Below are 14,789 nucleotides of genomic sequence, written 5' to 3' on the forward strand. Positions count from 1 at the left end.
CTCGCCGGAGGCCTCAGCCCCGCCCCGCCTGCAGTCGGAGCCCGGCCAGCAGCAGGTCGAGGCCGGAGCGGAACACGTCGAGGTCGTCGTGCGTCGCCATGACGTCGGCCGCGTGGTGGCCGAAGGGGAACTTCTCCGGATCGAGGGCGCGCCAGCGGTCGGCCAGGTGCTCGAGGAACTCGCCCCTCTCCATCCCGCTCTCGAGGAACTCGCGGGGCGGCGGCTGCGCCAGGTCGGCCGCGACTCCGACTACGTAGCTGACGATGGACGACACGGCGTGGAACCGCTGCCGGGGCGTCAGATCGAGAGCCATGAGCTGCTGCCCGAGGCGCTCGTACATCGCCATCGAGTTGGGCTGCACCCCGGTCGTGCGGAGCATGTAGAGGCCGAACCAGGGTCGGCGGACGCACTCGTCGAAGAGGGCCAGCGCGACGCCGCGGACGTTGTCGATCGGGTCCGGCCCGTGGGTGAGCGGCTCGCTCTCGGCGAGGACCCGGCCCATGACCTCGTCGGTCGCCCGCTCCAGCAGCTCGTCGCGGCTGCCGACGTACCAGTAGATGCTCGCCACACCGCCGCCGAGTCGGGCCGCGAGCGCGCGGAACGTGAGGGCCGACTCCCCGGACTCGTCGAGGATCGCGATCGCCTCGGCCAGCACGGTGTCGAGCGAGTGCGACGCTCGGCGGCGGCCCCGGGCGAGGGAGGGCGCGGCAGCGGTCTCCGTCGGGCGATCTGCAGGCATGGCTTGCATCTTACCGAACGGCGTTCCATACTATCGAACGCCGTACGAGAGTCGAACGGCGTTCGATAGGAAGGCGCCTCGATGTCCGCTCCGACGACCACCTCCTCCGAGTCCCGCGCTCACACCTCCCTCCGCTCCGCGGCACTCCCGCTCGCCGCTCTCTGCCTCGCGTTCTTCGTCGAGATGGTCGACAACACGCTGCTCTCGATCGCCCTCCCGACGATCGGACGCTCACTCGACGGGTCGACCGCCGGACTGCAGTGGGTGACCGGTGCCTACTCCCTGACCTTCGGCGGGCTGCTGCTGACAGCCGGGTCCGCCGCCGACCGGTTCGGCCGCCGCCGCGTGCTCCTCACCGGCCTCGCCGCGTTCGGGCTGATCAGCCTCGCCGTCGTCCTCGTCACCGACATCGGCCAGCTGATCGCCCTCCGCGCGGCGCTCGGCTGCGCCGCGGCCGCCATGGCGCCCGTCACGATGTCGCTGGTGTTCCGGCTCTTCGACGACGAGAGACTCCGCATGCGGTCGATCACGATCGTGATGATCGTCGGGATGTCCGGCATGGTCCTCGGCCCCCTCCTCGGCGGCTCGATCCTCAGCACCGTCAGCTGGCAGTGGCTGCTCGTCGTCAACGCCCCGATCGCGCTGCTGGTCTGGATCGGCGTGCGCCTCGGAGTCCCCGCGGACCGGCGCGCCGACCTCACCTCCGGTCGGCTCGACCTGCCGGGGACCGCCCTCACCGTCGCCGCGGTGGGGCTCGGCTGCTACACACTCACCAGCGGAGTCGAGAACGGCTGGCTGTCGCTCCTCACGATCGCCTGCGCCGCGGGGACCGTCGCGGCCGTCGCGGGATTCGTCGTCCGCGAGCGCCGCGCCGTCTCGCCCATGATCGACCTCGCGATCTTCCGCGCCGGCCCCGCGCGGGGAGCGGCGCTCACGCAGCTCGGCGCCTCGGTCGCCTTCGCGAGCGTCCTGTTCGGCCTGATCCTGCACTTCCAGTACGCCTACGGCTGGAGTCCGGTGCGCGCCGGCCTCGCGAACCTGCCCGTCATCGTCACGATGCTCGCCGCCACTCCGGTCACCGAGCGCCTCGCCGCGAAGCTGGGGCACCGCGCGGCCTGCCTGATCGGCACCGGGCTCCTGGTCGGCGCGCTGCTCGGGATGTCCTGGGCGGTGGACCGGGGCTACCTCGCGATCGCCGTGATGATGGTCGTGATGACGGTGGGCCTGCGGACGATCATGACCATCTGCGCCGTCGCCCTCGTCGAGGCGATGCCCGCGAACCGCACGTCGATCGGTGCGGCGCTCAACGACACGGCCCAGGAGATCGGCACCAGCATCGGCACGGCCGTCGTCGGAACGCTGATCGCCGCACTGGTGGCGACCACCCTCCCGGCGGGCGCGTGGAGCGCGGACCTCGTCCGGAGCTTCTTCGCGGGTGAGCGGGTCGCTTTCCTGGTCGTGGCGGTCCTCGTCGGCGTGATCGCGACGATCGGCTCGCTGTCCCTCAGCGACTCCCGCTCCACCGAGGAGCCGGCGGCGGCCTAGTCCGTCGGGTCGCGCCGGGCGTCCTCGAGGTCGGCGATGTCCGTGTACTCGAGGAAGTCCAGCGGAGGGACGTCCGTCATCTCCTCGCTCCACGAGGGACGGGCCGGCTGCATGCGGTGCGTCTCGAGCTCGATGCGGGCGATGACCTCCGCGTCGTCCGGCTCCTCCACCTCGCTGCTGTCGATCGGCAGCGTCCAGAGCTGGCTCGCCGGCCCGATCAGCAGGTGGGCGTAGGCGCGGCCGCCGCCCTCGGTCAGGACAGGCACCGAGACGACGTCCGACTTGTTGACGTCCGCGAGGGCCCGGGCGTACCGGAGGACCGCCTTGCAGGTCAGGTCGCCGACGAGGAGGTGGCCGCTGGAGTAGTGCAGTTTCCGCATGCGTCCAGCCTCCGCGCGCCGCCCGCGGGCCCTCAAGAGGGTTGCCGCGGGGAGGCGGCTCCCCTCATGGGCCGGGAGGTCCCGCCCGATCGGGGTCATCGCTCCGGGTGTCCGGCGCTCTCGCGGAGCTCGCGGCCGTCGGCGACGTCCTCGGCGTGCTTCTCGGCTTTCTTGTCGCTCTGCCGGGTGTCGCGGGGCGGGAGCTGGATGTGCTCCTCGGCTTCGATGCCGGCCTGCAGCTGGCGGCCGCGCTCGAGCTCGGCGTCGAACTCCGCCCCGAAGAGCAGGGCGAGGTTCGTGATCCAGAGCCAGAGGAGGAAGACGATCACGCCGCCGAGCGCGCCGTAGGTCTTGTTGTAGTTGCTGAAGTTGGCGACGTAGAACGCGAAGCCGGCCGAGGCCAGCGCCCAGACGACGAGGGCGAGGATCGAGCCCATGCTGGTCCAGCGGAACTTCGGCTGCCGCACGTTGGGGGACCAGTGGTAGAGGACCGCGACGATGACGACCATGATCGCGATCAGCACCGGCCACTTGGCGATGCTCCACACGGTCAGGGCGACCTCGCCGAGGCCGATCGCGTCGCCGATGGTCTGCGCGATCGAACCGCTGAGCACGAGGATCAGTCCGGCGATGACGAGCAGGAGGACCGTCACGAGGGTGACGGCGAGCATCGTGGGGCGCAGCTTCCAGATCGGGCGGCCCTCGTCGATCTCGTAGACGCGGTTCATGCCGCGCCCGAACGCGCCGACGTAGCCGGAGGCGGACCAGAGGGCGCCGAGGACACCGGTGACGAAGGCCAGACCGGCGGCGGGGCTGGAGGTGAGCTCCTGGATCGGGCCGCGGACCGTGTCGAGGACGTCGGCCGACACGAATCCGCCGGCGATCTCGAGCACAGTGTCGGTCGTGGTCTCGGCCTGGCCGAAGAGGCCGAGGATCGAGACGATCGCGAGCAGCCCGGGGAACAGCGCGAGGACGGCGTAGTAGGTGAGTCCGGCCGCGATGTCCGTGCACTGGTCGGCGCCGAATTCACGGAGCGTCTTCTTGAGGACGTAGCCCCAGGAGCGCTTGGTGACCTCGGTCGGTCCGTCGGGCTTGCGGGAGTCGTCGGGGTCGGGCGCGGTGCGGTCGCGCTCGGTGCTGGTCTGGGCCACGGTCGTCCTCCATCTCGAGCGTCTGCGGATCGTCGGGGACGGAAGGACCGCCTGCGATCGCTCCGCGCCCCGACGACGCCGTGCTCGCCACCGACCGTAGGAGCGCCGGACGCTCAGGGCAGGACGGTTGACAGCCGCCCGTCGAATCCGGTGGGGGAGGTGTTCCGCGGTGGCGCCCGCGCTCAGAGCTGCGCGAGCAGCCTCTCGCACGCCTGCTCGCAGCGGCGGCAGGCCTCGGCGCAGATCCGGCAGTGCTCGTGCATCCCGGCGTGCTGCTCGCAGTCGTCGGCGCAGGCGCGGCAGGCCAGGAGGCAGGCCTCGACGAGGGCGCGGACGGCCGCGGATCCGACGACGCCGCGGCGCGAGAGCACGGCGCCGGTCGCGGCGCACACGTCGGCGCAAACGAGGTCGGTGCGGATGCAGTGGACCAGCTCGGCGACCGACTCCTCGCCGAGGCACGCGTCGGCGCAGGCGGTGCAGGTGAGCGCGCAGGCGCCGCACGCGTCGATGCACTCGGCCAGGACCTCCGGATCGACGCCGCGCAGCTCCTCGGGGTGGCTCCGGATCATGTCGCTCGTGCTGCTCATGGCGCGTCCTCTCGCCGTGACCCCGGCGGGTCGATCGGTCCGGGCGACGCTACGGGCCCCGCCCGCCACCGGGCGAGGGCCTGGCCAGGCACCGCGGCCGGTGATAGCCGGGCGGTCAGCCCCTCACGACGAAGGCGTCGTGGATCAGGTTGCCCCCGGTCGCCGCCGGATTCCGCGTGCTGCCGCGGGTGATCGTGACGGTGTGGGTGCCGGCGGGCAGGGTCCCGCTGGTCCAGACGGTCTGGGCGGAGCGGGTGGTGGCGCTGTAGCGGTCGACCGAGGCCACGAGGACGCCGTCGAGGCGGACCTCGTCGATCCCGGACGTGCTGGACCGGCGGCTCACCCACGAGACTCCGGTGCCGGTGAAGCGGAGGGTCGCCGAGGCGCCCCCCGTCGACGAGAAGGAGACGCCGCCGCCGCTGTCCGCGGAGGAGGAGGTCGTGGACCAGGTGCCCGTGACGGCGACGGCCGGCGAGCCGTTCTGGTGGGTGCCGGCCCCGACGGCGGCGAGCGGAGTCGCGGTGGCGGTCGGCGTGGAGGTCGGCGCGGGGGTCGCGGTCGGTGTGGGCGTGGCCGTCGGCGCCGGAGTGGCGGCCCTCTTCGCGAGCACGATGGACGCCGTCGCTCCCTTCAGCCCGTTCGGCCGGAACGTGATCGTCGTCGCGGTGCTCGTCCTGCTCGTCACGCTCAGGGCGGCGCTCGAGGACACCGTGCCCGCGGTCGGCCGCGCGAGCGTCACGGTGAGCGCGCTCGTCGAGACCTGCGTCGGGTCGACGGTCGAGACGGTCACCGTGTCCGCGTCCTCTCGGATCGAGACCAGTCCGGCGCCGGTGATGCTCGCGACCCGGGTGCCTCCGACGAGCACGGGGCTCGTGGTCCCGGCCTTCCACGACACGGCGCTCACGGTGCCGGTCGAGCGGTCGCGGGCGGCGCTCAGCTGGGGTGTGTTGCTGAGCACGGTCACGTCCGGGTCCGAGGCGTACGCGGCGGTCGCCGCCTCGGAGGCGCCGGGGAGGACCGTGTACGCGTACGAGGCGCCGGTCGGGTTCGTGCCGTGGCTCGTCGTGAGGGAGTAGTAGTGGCCGGTCACCGGCGCCGGCGAGCCGGCGGCGCTCACGGCGCTCCAGGCTCCGGTGCGGGTCCGTCCCTGCGCGGTCAGGGCGATCGGCGCCGGGAAGACGTAGCCCACCGACTCCGCGGAACCGGTGATCGAGGCCCAGCGGGCGGTGCTCGTGGCGGTCGCCTCCGCACCGCGGAGGACGCCGTCCACGCGGAGCCTCGCGTCGGGAGCGACGTCGCGGCGGTCGTCGATCACCGTCTCCGCGCGCCGGCGCACCCCGTCCCAGCCGGTCCCGGACATGTCGGTCGCCGTGATCCCGGAGCCGAGCGCGAGGATCTCGTCGTCGAAGGTGAACCAGGCCTTCTTCGCGACCAGGCTCACCGACGCCGCGTCGAAGTCGAGCGCCGCGATCCCCGTCCGCCGCGACGGGCTCTCGAGGCTCCCGGTGAAGGTCGTCGTCGGGCGGGACGACGCGCCCTCGCCCGCGCTCCGGACGATCGTGTCCTCGGTGGTGCCGGGCATCCGGTACGGATTGGCCGTGGCCCAGTAGCCGTCGTCGTACTGGCGCCCGCTGCCCAGGTGGAGCGAGGTCGCGCCGTCGCCGGTGTACCAGCCGCTGCGGTTCTCGCCGTTGAGCGACTCGTAGCGCGCGATCCGCGTGCTCGACAGGCCGACGGCGAAGCCCGAGGTCGCCGTGGTCCGCGTGAAGCGGTCCATCCCGGCGAAGGCCCGGACGCCCGAGCCGATCGGGGTCGCGGTCAGGCCCGTGTCGGCGAGGACGAGCCGCGCGCGCACGACGTCGCTGACGGATCCGGCCGTCTCGATGCTCACGGGGCTGCCGGCGTTGCAGGCCAGCCAGCTCTTCGCCAGCGCGTTCGTCCGTGTCCTGGCCGAGGGAGGGGCGCTGTCGGCGAGGCGCAGCACCGCCGCCTGCAGCTGGACGCCGACGTCGCCGTCCTCCGACTCCGCCCGCGCGGTCTCGCGGCCGCGGACCGTCGACATCACGGCGCCGCACCAGGTGACGGGGGCGAAGGAGGAGGCGAGCCGGTCGTACACGCCGAGCCCCTCCGGGCTCGTGATCTCCCAGCGGGAGCCGTCGAGCAGCGCGTACAGGTCGTCGAGGGTGTCGAGCATCGAGAGCCCGTACCCGCCGCTGTAGGCGAAGACGCTGTGCTGCACGAAGGAGCCGTCGGCGTGGAAGCCGTCGCCGGACGCCACCGTCCGCAGCGCCGGGTCGATGCCGGCGGCCGCCTCCGCGATCTTCGTCGGCTGCTTCAGCAGCACCGCCCGCCCGGCGATGACCGCCGCCGTCCAGACGCGGTTGGCGCCGGTCCGGGTGACGGTGTCGGCGAAGCGCGTCGAGGCCGACAGGTAGGCCTGCACCTGCGCCGCCGAGAGGTCGGGGTAGAGGAGGGCGGTGATGCTGTTCAGCTCGAGCGGGATGCCGATCTGCTGCTCCCACCAGCGGGAGGTGCCGGTGGTCGAGCGGTTGTAGCGGTTCGCCGAGAGCCAGTCGGCGGTCGTGACGACGTCGCGGAGGAGCGCCGGGTCGCCGCTGAGGGCGGTGCCGGGGGTCTTCAGCGCGGTCGCGAGGACGGTGACCCGCTTGTAGGCGGCCCACACCTCCACCGCCGAGGTGCCCGTGACCAGGTCGGGCCAGGGCTCGCCGCCGTCGGTCTCGAGCGTCGACCAGTAGCCCTCGGCCTCGGCGACGAGGCGGCCCTTCGCCGCGGCGAGGCCGCCGACGCTCGCGCTGCCCGGGATCGTGCCCGTCAGGTCGGCGACGAGGCCGAGGCGCATCGCGTCGTACTCGTCGCCCGCCGAGTCGACGGCGGACGCGGTCGGCGCGGCGGCGAGCGGGAGGATCAGGGCGGTCACCAGCAGGAGCGCCGCAGCGAGCGGGCTCCCGCGCCGGGGCGCGTCGGATCGAGAGGGTCGGTTCGTCTCCGCGCGCGTTCGGCGGAGGGGACGCGGCTGGGTGGGCACGGGCGCTCCTGAGGCGACGCCCACGAGCCTGCGGGCTTCGGGTGCTCGCGGGTCGCCGGGGGAGCGTCGGGTGAAGAGTAGGGGTCCGCTCCGTCCGGCGGCAAGAGACGGAGGCGAGGACGGCCGGGATCGGCCACCGCCGACGCTCCCGACCGCGCGATCTGCGACAGCCGTACCCCGTGAGGGGTACAGAGGCGCCGAAGGTCCCCCACCCGTCAAGCGGGGCGATACGGTCGGAGGTGCGTGTGCGCTCCGGGGAGTCCCGGCGCGGCGCGCAGGGGGAAGGGGGCACGGATGATCGAGGCCGAGCAGGATCCGCGGCTGGTGGCGCTCGAGGCGCTCGAGATGATGGGGTCGGCTCCGGAGGAGCGCTTCGACCGGATCACGCGGATGGCCGAGGAGCTGTTCCGCGTGCCCGTGGCCGAGATCCACTTCCTCGACGACACCACGCTGTTCACGAAGTCCCCACAGCGTCCGGACGCCGTGCTCGCCTACCCGCGCGCCGGCACCTTCTGCGACGCGACGCTCGAGAAGCGCACCACCTTCGTCGTGCCGGACCTCGGTGCCGACGAGGCGTGGGTCGGGCACGAGCACGTCGCGGGGTACCCGCACGTCCGCTTCTACGCCGGGCGGCCGCTGTCGGTCGAGGGCGACCTGCAGCTGGGCACCCTCTGCCTCATCGACTTCGTGCCCCGGAGCCTCACCCCGGACGAGCGGCAGCTGCTCGAGGAGTTCGGCGAGTGGGTCGAGCGCGAGCTGCGCGACACGGCGGAGCGCGACCGCGCCGCCGACATGCAGACGCAGATGGCTCCCTCCTCCCTCCACCACCCCGCCGGCTACGAGCTCTCGGGGCTCTCGCTGCCGCGGTGGACGATCACCGGCGACTTCTACAGCTGGCGCGGCGACGACGAGACGGTCGACCTGACCCTCGTGGACGTGATGGGCAAGGGGACGGCAGCGGCGATCGTGGCCGCCTCGATCCGCTCCGCGTTCCGGGCGCGCCTGGGCGGCGACCCCGACGCGGTCGTCAGCGCGGTGAGCGCCCAGCTGCACGACGACTTCACGGCCACCGAGACCTTCGCGACCCTCTTCCACGGGCGCCTCGACACCGCGTCCGGCCGGATCGACTTCGTCGACGCGGGCCACGGGCTCACCGTCCTCCTCCGCGCCGACGGCTCGTTCCAGCGGCTCGCGGCACTGGGCCTCCCGCTGGGCATCGCGGAGGACGGCGGCTGGATCACCCAGACCGTGGAGCTCGCGGTCGGCGACTCGCTCCTGGCCTTCACCGACGGCGTCCTCGACCTCTACGACGGGACGCTGCAGTCCCTGGCGCGCGCGGTCGACCTCGCCCGCGACTCCGCCGACACCGCCGCGTTCCTGCAGGCGCTGAGGGCGCTCGCCGCCTCCGGCTCCGCGTCCGACGACATCACCGCCCTCGTGCTGACCCGCACGGGCGCCGACCGCTCCGCCGAGAAGGACCCCGCATGACGTTCACGACCGAGACGACCGCCCCCGACATCGCCGTGCTGCGGGGGGAGGGGCGGCTCAACGCGGCCTCGGCTCCGGAGCTGCGCTCGGCCGTCCGCCGGGCGATCGACGAGGGCAGCCCCCGCATCGTCGTCGAGCTCAGCGCGGTGACGTTCATGGACTCCTCCGGCCTCGGCGCCCTGGTCGGCGCTCTCAAGACCGCGCGGCAGGCGGGCGGCGACCTGCGGATCGCGGCGCCCAGCGAGCAGGTCGTGATGGTGCTGCAGCTGTCCAATCTGGACCGGGTGCTCACCCTCTTCGACACGGCCGGCGACGCGTACCGTGACTGAGCGCAGCGTCGGGTTCCGCACGCCCCCGGACGACACCGAGGTCGTCCACGAGATGCTCGCCGGGCTCTGGGGCGAGCGGCCGGACCTGCCGGCCCGCGACCGCATGGCCATCGAGACGGCGCTGGTCGAGCTGGTCGACAACGTCATCCAGCACGCGACGTCGACGACGACGATCGTCTGCCGCCTCGTCGTGCGCGTCGAGGGCGACGCGATCCACGCGGAGCTGGTCGACACGGCCGATCCGCCGGACATCGGCACGGGGCCGCGGGAGATGCCGGACGTCTTCGCGGAGTCGGGCCGCGGGCTCGCCCTCATCCAGGCGCTGACGACCACGTTCGAGCACGAGCGCTCCGAGGGGCGCAACGTCTGGACCCTGACCCGGGCGCTGGACTCCTAGCGACTGGCGCGGATCAGCGGATCGTATGCGCGGTGATGACCGCGGCGGCACGCGCCAGGTCGTCCGCCATGCCGTTCAGCCCGGGGGAGGCCTTCAGCACCTCCGCGCTGACCTCGTCGTAGCGCTCGTCCACCTGCGCGAGCAGCTGCTCCCCGGAGGCGGTGAGGCGCAGGAGGACGCTGCGGCGGTCCTGCGGGTTGGCGAGCCGGTCGACGTGGCCGGCGGTCGCCAGCCGGTCGAGGAGCGCGGTCACGGCGCCCGTCGAGAGGGAGAGCTCGAGACCCAGCCACTTCGGCGTGAGGTCGGGCGACTCGCCGAGGACCTCGAGCGCGGTGAGCTCCGAGATGCCCACGCCCACGCCCGCGGCGATGCTCGCGCGGAGGTGCCGCTGCGCGTTCTCGAGCAGGCGGAGCGACTGCCGCAGCTGCACGGCGGGCGCGTCCTGGTCGACGTCGCGCGGGGTCGGTCTCTCGGTGGTCATTCGTCCTTCTCGGGGTAGGGCTGGGGTCATCGTACGGGTCGCCCTCGGGGGTCCCGGCCTGTCACCCGGACAGGGGGTGAAAGAACGATTGCAATGTATCTTTGCCATCAAGTAACTTAGCGATCAATCGAGTTCGGCGGAACACCAGCCGGACCCTCCCCCTTCAGCACCAGCCCGCCCCACCCGATCAGGAGTCCTGCCATGTCGACCCACACCGCCAAGTCCAAGCGCGTCCGCTTCGCCCCCCTCGCCATCGCGACGAGCATCGCCGCCGCCGCTCTCCTCTCCGTCTCGATGTCCGGCACCCTGTCCGGCTTCGTCGCGAGCATCTCCAACACCGGCAACACCGCCGCCTCCGGCTCGCTCGTCATGGAGGAGAAGTCGACCGGCGCCAGCCCCATCACCTGCCTCAGCACCGACGGCGGCTCGATCAGCACCAACACCGCGACCTGCGCGACCATCAACAAGTTCGGCGGATCGACCACGATGGTCCCCGGCCAGACCGTCACCACCGCGATCACGCTGAAGAACACCGGCACCGTCGCCGCCAACACCTTCACGCTGACCCCCGGCGCCACCTGCTCGCAGAGCAACAACGTCGCGGCCGGTGCCTCCGGCTCCGCCACCGACTTCTGCGGCAAGCTCAACGTCGTGATCACCTCCGGCGGGACCACCGTCTTCACCGGCACCGCCGCGACCCTCGCCGGCTCGGCCGTCAAGACCCTCAACACCGCCCCGGTCACCCCCGGCACCTCCACCCCCTTCTCCATCGCCGTGACCCTCGACTCGTCGGCCACCAACGCCTACCAGGGCCTGTCCGCCTCGCTCCCGCTCACCTGGACCTTCGCGAGCTGATCCCCTCTCCACCCGGCCCGGAGCGCCCCCGCGCGACGGGCCGGGGGAGGAGCGTCCCGCAGCGCTCCTCCTGCACCGCCCCCGAGAACCCCCCTCTCCCCCCCGAGAACCGCGCCGCACGGCGCACGCCCCCGAGAACCCCTCTCCCCCCGAGATCCCCCCACCCCCACCACCCACACCCTGAACCGCGAGCGGGGCCGGCCCCCCACGGCCCCGCTCGCACCACGCCGGAGGAGGCGGACACGATGACCCTCGTCGACACCGCCGACCTCCGCCTCCCCGAGTCGCCCGCCCCGACGGCTCGCCCCCGCACCGACCGCCCCCGCCGGTCCCTCCTCCGCACCGCCCTGATCGGGACGACGACCGCTCTGCTGGCCGTCCTGGTCGCGGCGGCGCTCCTGTTCCACGCGTCCGGCGGACGCTGGTTCATCGTGCAGACGCCCTCCATGGGCACGGCCGCCCCGGTCGGCACCCTCGTCCTCACCGAGCCGACGGCCCTCGAGGACGTCCGGGTCGGCGACGCGGTCAGCTTCCACCCCACCACCACGCCCGACGAGACCTACACCCACCGGGTCGTCGAGATCGCCGACGACGGCACGCTCCGCACCCAGGGCGACATCAACGGAGCCGTCGATCCGTGGGCCACCGGCCAGGACCAGCTCATCGGAGTCGTCACCACGGCGCTGCCGGTGCTCGGCTGGCTCGTGCGCGGCCTGCCGCTGCTGATCATCGGCGCCGTCCTCGTGCAGCTGCTCACCCGCGTCATCGCCTCGCCCACCCAGCGGGCGTCGATGCGGATCCTCGGCCTCTCGCTCGTCGCGTCCGTCACCGTCTTCGTGCTCCGCCCGCTGGTCGGCATCGTCGTCCTCGAGGCCACCGTCGACAGCGGCACGACGAACGCCACGCTCGTCTCGACAGGCGTCCTCCCCATCCGCGTGAGCGCCGAGGGTGCCGACCCCGTGGACCTGGTCTCCGGACAGGTCGGCCGCCTGCAGATCCCGGCGCACGACGGAGACGCCTACGCCCTCTCCTCCGCTCTGCACCTGCCGTTCTGGGGCTGGGTCCTCTTCGTCCTGCTCTGCGCGATCCCGGTGCTCTACACGGTCTTCGTCGGCCTCCCCGGCGAGCCGGAGCGGACCGCCGAGCGCGGCCGCCGCGCCGCCCGCGAGGAGGAGACGGCATGAGCCGGCACCGCCTCTCCGCCGCCTCGCCGGCCGCGCGGCTGCGCACTCTCCTCGCCCGCCCGAGGTCTGTCGTCGCCGCCCTCGCCGCCGCCGCCCTGGCCGCCGTGCTGCTCACCGCCCCGGCCACCTCCGGCGCGTACACCGCCTCGATCCTGAACTCGACCAACACGGTCGGCAGCGCCGCCGCGTTCTTCACCTGCGACGGCGCCCTCGCCGCCGACCGCGGGGCCGCGCTCTTCGCCTACACGCTCGCGCAGCCGAGCGGATCGACGACCGCTCCCGACACGGACTCCGGCCAGTACCCGGGCACCTACCGCTCCACCGGCCTCTTCCCGACCGCGATGGTCAGCTCCGCCGCGACGCCCAAGGCCTGCCCGCGCGACGCGGGCGGCTCCTGGACGCCGAACGGCACCAACCAGTACCTGAGCACGCCGCTGGAGATCAGGAACCCCGCCACCTTCAGCACCGAGATCTGGTTCAAGACCACGAACGCGGGCGGCAAGCTCTTCAGCTTCAGCGCGGGAGCCACCGCTCCCGGCGGCCAGTACGACCGCCACACCTACATCGGTGCCGACGGCAAGCTCGTCTTCGGCGTCTACAACGGCGCCGCGCAGACCATCACGAGCACCCGAGCCGTCAACGACGGGCTCTGGCACCACGTCGTCTCCACGCTCTCGCCGACGGCGGGCATCGCGCTCTGGGTCGACGGCGTGAAGGTCGCCTCGAACAGCACGTACCGCACGGCCGAGAACACGACGGGCACCTGGAAGATCGGCTACGACAGCCTCGGCGGCCAGTGGCCGAACGTCGGCTCGTCGTACTTCGGCGGGAGCCTGCGCTACGCCGCGGTGTACTCGACGGTCCTCACGCCGGAGCAGATCCAGACGCACTACGCGGCAGGACGCTGAGCGAACGGCCCGGTCGGCGGCGCCTCCGCAGCCCTAGGGTGAGCGGATGACCGCCCCCGCCCTCTCGCGCCGCGCGCGCTTCCACCAGCGGTTCCTCGTGGAGGAGCGCGTGATGGCCCCGGAGGCGCGCCGCGGCCTCGACCGCGCCGGCTTCGGCCTCATCGGCATCGGAGTGGTCCTCTTCGCGGCCTTCACCGCGCAGGTCGCGAGCGGCACCGGCCTCACGGTCCTCGACCCGGTCGTCGCCGAGTGGTTCCGCGAGAAGCGCTCCGCCGAGGGCACCGTCGTGATGGACGCGCTCGCCACCGTCTTCGGGCCGGTCTACCTGCCCGTCATCATCCTGGCGGTGCTCGTGCTCTGGTTCGTCCTCGCCCGGCACCTCTGGCGGCCGATCCTCCTGGCCGGCGGCATGCTCGTCGGGATGCTCAGCGTGCAGCTGGCCGCTCACCTCGTGATGCGGATGCGCCCGCCGGTCGAGTACATGCTGCTCGGGCCCGACGGCACGTTCTCGTTCCCCTCCGGCCACGTCACCGGCGTGAGCGACTTCTTCCTGATCACCACGTTCCTCCTCGCCTCCCGCCGCTCCTCCCGGAGCTGGATGATCGGGGGCTTCGCGCTCTCGCTCGGGATGATCGCCGGCCAGATCGTCGCCCGGCTCTACCTCGGCTACCACTGGCTGACCGACACGCTCGCCTCGGTGTCGCTCGCCCTGATCGTGCTCGGCTCGGTGATCGTCATCGACACCCGCCGGACCGCGGTCGTGCGGGGCGGCGCGGGCTGACCGGCGGGGCGGCTGCTCGCAGCGGGGAGCCGGAGCCGCGGCTGTCGTGGCCGCACGACGGAGGCGGGCCGACCCGAGGGGGTCGACCCGCCGAGAGGAGGAGCCGTGCTGTGCGGAAGGAGCTAGTTGCGGGAGCTGGCCGAGTTGTCGATCGCGAAATACCGGTCGCTGACGTCGCGATTGTTCTCGGCGTTCGAGTCGACGGCGCCCGACGACCCCACCATGATGCGCGATCGCGACCGCATCGAGAGCGAGTCGTACTTCGGGAAGCCCACTCCTGACGGGTTCGACGGGCGATCCCGGAGCTGGGCCTTGTAGGTCAGGTTGAAGATCTCTCCCGGAGCGAGCGGCTTCTCCACGCGCTGGGACCACCACTTGATGTTGACCGAGACGTTGGGATCCTCCTCGAGTTTGGTGGTCGCGCTGGTGTCGATGCCGAGGTCGGTCAGCGGGATCGAGGCGGGGTTCTCCTGCACCGCGAGCGAGTCCCAGTAGCCGGCGAAGGCCAGGCCGAAGCCGATGACGGAGCCGGCGGGCACCGTGTCGGGCCCGTTGTTGCGGTAGGTCGCGACGAACGTCAGGTCCCGGTAGCCCTTGTACATCGGATTGCCGCTGAAGGTGCCGCCCCCCGAGACCGCCCCGTCAGGGGCCTCGGTCGGGCGCCGGACCACCGTGGCCAGGTCGACCTGCGGGTCGGTCGGGACCGTCGACGCCGCGGCGAGCGGGGCGGCGATCGTGGCCGCCACGACCGGCGCGGCCCAGACGGCTCCGCGCACGATCGTCCGGCGGGAGGTCGCCTCGCGCGCTTCGGAGGACAGGGCGTCCGTCGACGTCGCGTCGAGCTGAGGGGTGTGTGACATGGGGTCTCTCCTAGAGGACGGTGGTCCGTCCGGTTCGCGGTGTCGGGTCGACGCCGGC

Annotated in this window: 15 protein-coding genes; 8 read left to right on the forward strand and 7 right to left on the reverse strand. The window is 72.8% G+C overall.

Annotation, left to right across the window (positions count from 1 at the left end):
• Positions 1–13: 13 nt before the first annotated feature.
• Positions 14–739, reverse strand: coding sequence for a TetR/AcrR family transcriptional regulator (locus tag GSU40_RS01990; protein WP_208543348.1), 726 nt, complete (start codon positions 737–739; stop codon positions 14–16).
• Between the two features lie 81 nt (positions 740–820).
• Here GSU40_RS01990 and GSU40_RS01995 point away from each other — a divergent pair, with 81 nt between their 5' ends.
• Positions 821–2,284, forward strand: a complete 1,464-nt coding sequence (locus tag GSU40_RS01995) for an MFS transporter (protein WP_160033340.1) — start codon at positions 821–823, stop codon at positions 2,282–2,284.
• Here the strand turns inward: GSU40_RS01995 and GSU40_RS02000 are convergent.
• From GSU40_RS02000 to GSU40_RS02015, 4 genes are all read right to left on the reverse strand, one after another.
• Positions 2,281–2,664, reverse strand: coding sequence for a hypothetical protein (locus GSU40_RS02000; protein WP_160033342.1), 384 nt, complete (start codon positions 2,662–2,664; stop codon positions 2,281–2,283). The two genes, GSU40_RS01995 and GSU40_RS02000, sit on opposite strands and share 4 nt — an antisense overlap.
• 95 nt (positions 2,665–2,759) lie before the next feature.
• Entirely contained in the window at positions 2,760–3,815 is a 1,056-nt protein-coding gene (locus GSU40_RS02005; protein ID WP_104340150.1) for a YihY/virulence factor BrkB family protein, read from the reverse strand.
• 182 nt (positions 3,816–3,997) lie between these two features.
• Entirely contained in the window at positions 3,998–4,402 is a 405-nt protein-coding gene (locus GSU40_RS02010; protein WP_160033344.1) for a four-helix bundle copper-binding protein, read from the reverse strand.
• Between the two features lie 115 nt (positions 4,403–4,517).
• Positions 4,518–7,340 carry a polysaccharide lyase 8 family protein gene (locus tag GSU40_RS02015; protein ID WP_160033346.1) on the reverse strand — a complete coding sequence of 941 codons (2,823 nt, stop codon included), beginning with the start codon at positions 7,338–7,340 and terminating at the stop codon, positions 4,518–4,520.
• Positions 7,341–7,742: 402 nt separating this feature from the next.
• Here GSU40_RS02015 and GSU40_RS02020 point away from each other — a divergent pair, with 402 nt between their 5' ends.
• Genes GSU40_RS02020 through GSU40_RS02030 form a run of 3 tightly spaced genes read left to right on the forward strand, consistent with a single transcriptional unit; the run spans position 7,743 to position 9,662 of the window.
• Positions 7,743–8,936, forward strand: a complete 1,194-nt coding sequence (locus tag GSU40_RS02020; RefSeq protein WP_104282584.1) for a GAF domain-containing SpoIIE family protein phosphatase — start codon at positions 7,743–7,745, stop codon at positions 8,934–8,936.
• Positions 8,933–9,265, forward strand: a complete 333-nt coding sequence (locus tag GSU40_RS02025) for an STAS domain-containing protein (protein ID WP_104227127.1) — start codon at positions 8,933–8,935, stop codon at positions 9,263–9,265. The genes GSU40_RS02020 and GSU40_RS02025 overlap by 4 nt, the downstream gene beginning before the upstream one ends.
• Positions 9,258–9,662 carry an ATP-binding protein gene (locus GSU40_RS02030; protein ID WP_160033348.1) on the forward strand — a complete coding sequence of 135 codons (405 nt, stop codon included), beginning with the start codon at positions 9,258–9,260 and terminating at the stop codon, positions 9,660–9,662. Before GSU40_RS02025 ends, GSU40_RS02030 begins: the two co-directional genes overlap by 8 nt.
• 13 nt (positions 9,663–9,675) lie before the next feature.
• Here GSU40_RS02030 and GSU40_RS02035 read toward each other — a convergent pair whose 3' ends face one another.
• Complete coding sequence (locus GSU40_RS02035) at positions 9,676–10,143, reverse strand: MarR family transcriptional regulator (protein ID WP_104224277.1); 468 nt, start codon at positions 10,141–10,143, stop codon at positions 9,676–9,678.
• A gap of 201 nt (positions 10,144–10,344) precedes the next feature.
• Between GSU40_RS02035 and GSU40_RS02040 the strand changes: the two genes are divergently transcribed.
• The 4 genes from GSU40_RS02040 to GSU40_RS02055 all read left to right on the forward strand — a co-directional run bounded on the left by GSU40_RS02040 (position 10,345) and on the right by GSU40_RS02055 (position 13,871).
• Positions 10,345–10,998 (forward strand): hypothetical protein, encoded by a 654-nt coding sequence (locus GSU40_RS02040; RefSeq protein ID WP_104234050.1) that lies wholly within the window; start codon positions 10,345–10,347, stop codon positions 10,996–10,998.
• A gap of 245 nt (positions 10,999–11,243) precedes the next feature.
• Complete coding sequence (locus GSU40_RS02045; protein ID WP_160033350.1) at positions 11,244–12,182, forward strand: S26 family signal peptidase; 939 nt, start codon at positions 11,244–11,246, stop codon at positions 12,180–12,182.
• Positions 12,179–13,090, forward strand: coding sequence for a LamG domain-containing protein (locus tag GSU40_RS02050; protein WP_160033352.1), 912 nt, complete (start codon positions 12,179–12,181; stop codon positions 13,088–13,090). The genes GSU40_RS02045 and GSU40_RS02050 overlap by 4 nt, the downstream gene beginning before the upstream one ends.
• A gap of 46 nt (positions 13,091–13,136) precedes the next feature.
• On the forward strand, positions 13,137–13,871 hold the full coding sequence (locus GSU40_RS02055) for a phosphatase PAP2 family protein (RefSeq protein WP_160033354.1): 735 nt from the start codon (positions 13,137–13,139) through the stop codon (positions 13,869–13,871).
• 122 nt (positions 13,872–13,993) lie between these two features.
• On the opposite strand, the gene GSU40_RS02060 is transcribed toward GSU40_RS02055, so the two are convergent.
• Complete coding sequence (locus tag GSU40_RS02060) at positions 13,994–14,731, reverse strand: hypothetical protein (RefSeq protein WP_160033356.1); 738 nt, start codon at positions 14,729–14,731, stop codon at positions 13,994–13,996.
• Between the last annotated feature and the right edge of the window lie 58 nt (positions 14,732–14,789).

Origin of the sequence: Rathayibacter sp. VKM Ac-2805 (genome assembly GCF_009834265.1) — a bacterium.
Classification (GTDB): domain Bacteria; phylum Actinomycetota; class Actinomycetes; order Actinomycetales; family Microbacteriaceae; genus Rathayibacter.

What these genes read in the sequence shown, in the direction of transcription:
- GSU40_RS02045 (WP_160033350.1), top strand. Translation starts at nt 11,244, where the DNA reads ATGACCCTCGTCGACACCGCCGACCTCCGCCTCCCCGAGTCGCCCGCC.
- GSU40_RS02025 (WP_104227127.1), top strand. Translation starts at nt 8,933, where the DNA reads ATGACGTTCACGACCGAGACGACCGCCCCCGACATCGCCGTGCTGCGG.
- GSU40_RS02000 (WP_160033342.1), bottom strand. Translation starts at nt 2,664, where the DNA reads ATGCGGAAACTGCACTACTCCAGCGGCCACCTCCTCGTCGGCGACCTG.
- GSU40_RS02035 (WP_104224277.1), bottom strand. Translation starts at nt 10,143, where the DNA reads ATGACCACCGAGAGACCGACCCCGCGCGACGTCGACCAGGACGCGCCC.
- GSU40_RS02040 (WP_104234050.1), top strand. Translation starts at nt 10,345, where the DNA reads ATGTCGACCCACACCGCCAAGTCCAAGCGCGTCCGCTTCGCCCCCCTC.
- GSU40_RS02050 (WP_160033352.1), top strand. Translation starts at nt 12,179, where the DNA reads ATGAGCCGGCACCGCCTCTCCGCCGCCTCGCCGGCCGCGCGGCTGCGC.
- GSU40_RS01990 (WP_208543348.1), bottom strand. Translation starts at nt 739, where the DNA reads ATGCCTGCAGATCGCCCGACGGAGACCGCTGCCGCGCCCTCCCTCGCC.
- GSU40_RS02020 (WP_104282584.1), top strand. Translation starts at nt 7,743, where the DNA reads ATGATCGAGGCCGAGCAGGATCCGCGGCTGGTGGCGCTCGAGGCGCTC.
- GSU40_RS02010 (WP_160033344.1), bottom strand. Translation starts at nt 4,402, where the DNA reads ATGAGCAGCACGAGCGACATGATCCGGAGCCACCCCGAGGAGCTGCGC.
- GSU40_RS02055 (WP_160033354.1), top strand. Translation starts at nt 13,137, where the DNA reads ATGACCGCCCCCGCCCTCTCGCGCCGCGCGCGCTTCCACCAGCGGTTC.
- GSU40_RS01995 (WP_160033340.1), top strand. Translation starts at nt 821, where the DNA reads ATGTCCGCTCCGACGACCACCTCCTCCGAGTCCCGCGCTCACACCTCC.
- GSU40_RS02060 (WP_160033356.1), bottom strand. Translation starts at nt 14,731, where the DNA reads ATGTCACACACCCCTCAGCTCGACGCGACGTCGACGGACGCCCTGTCC.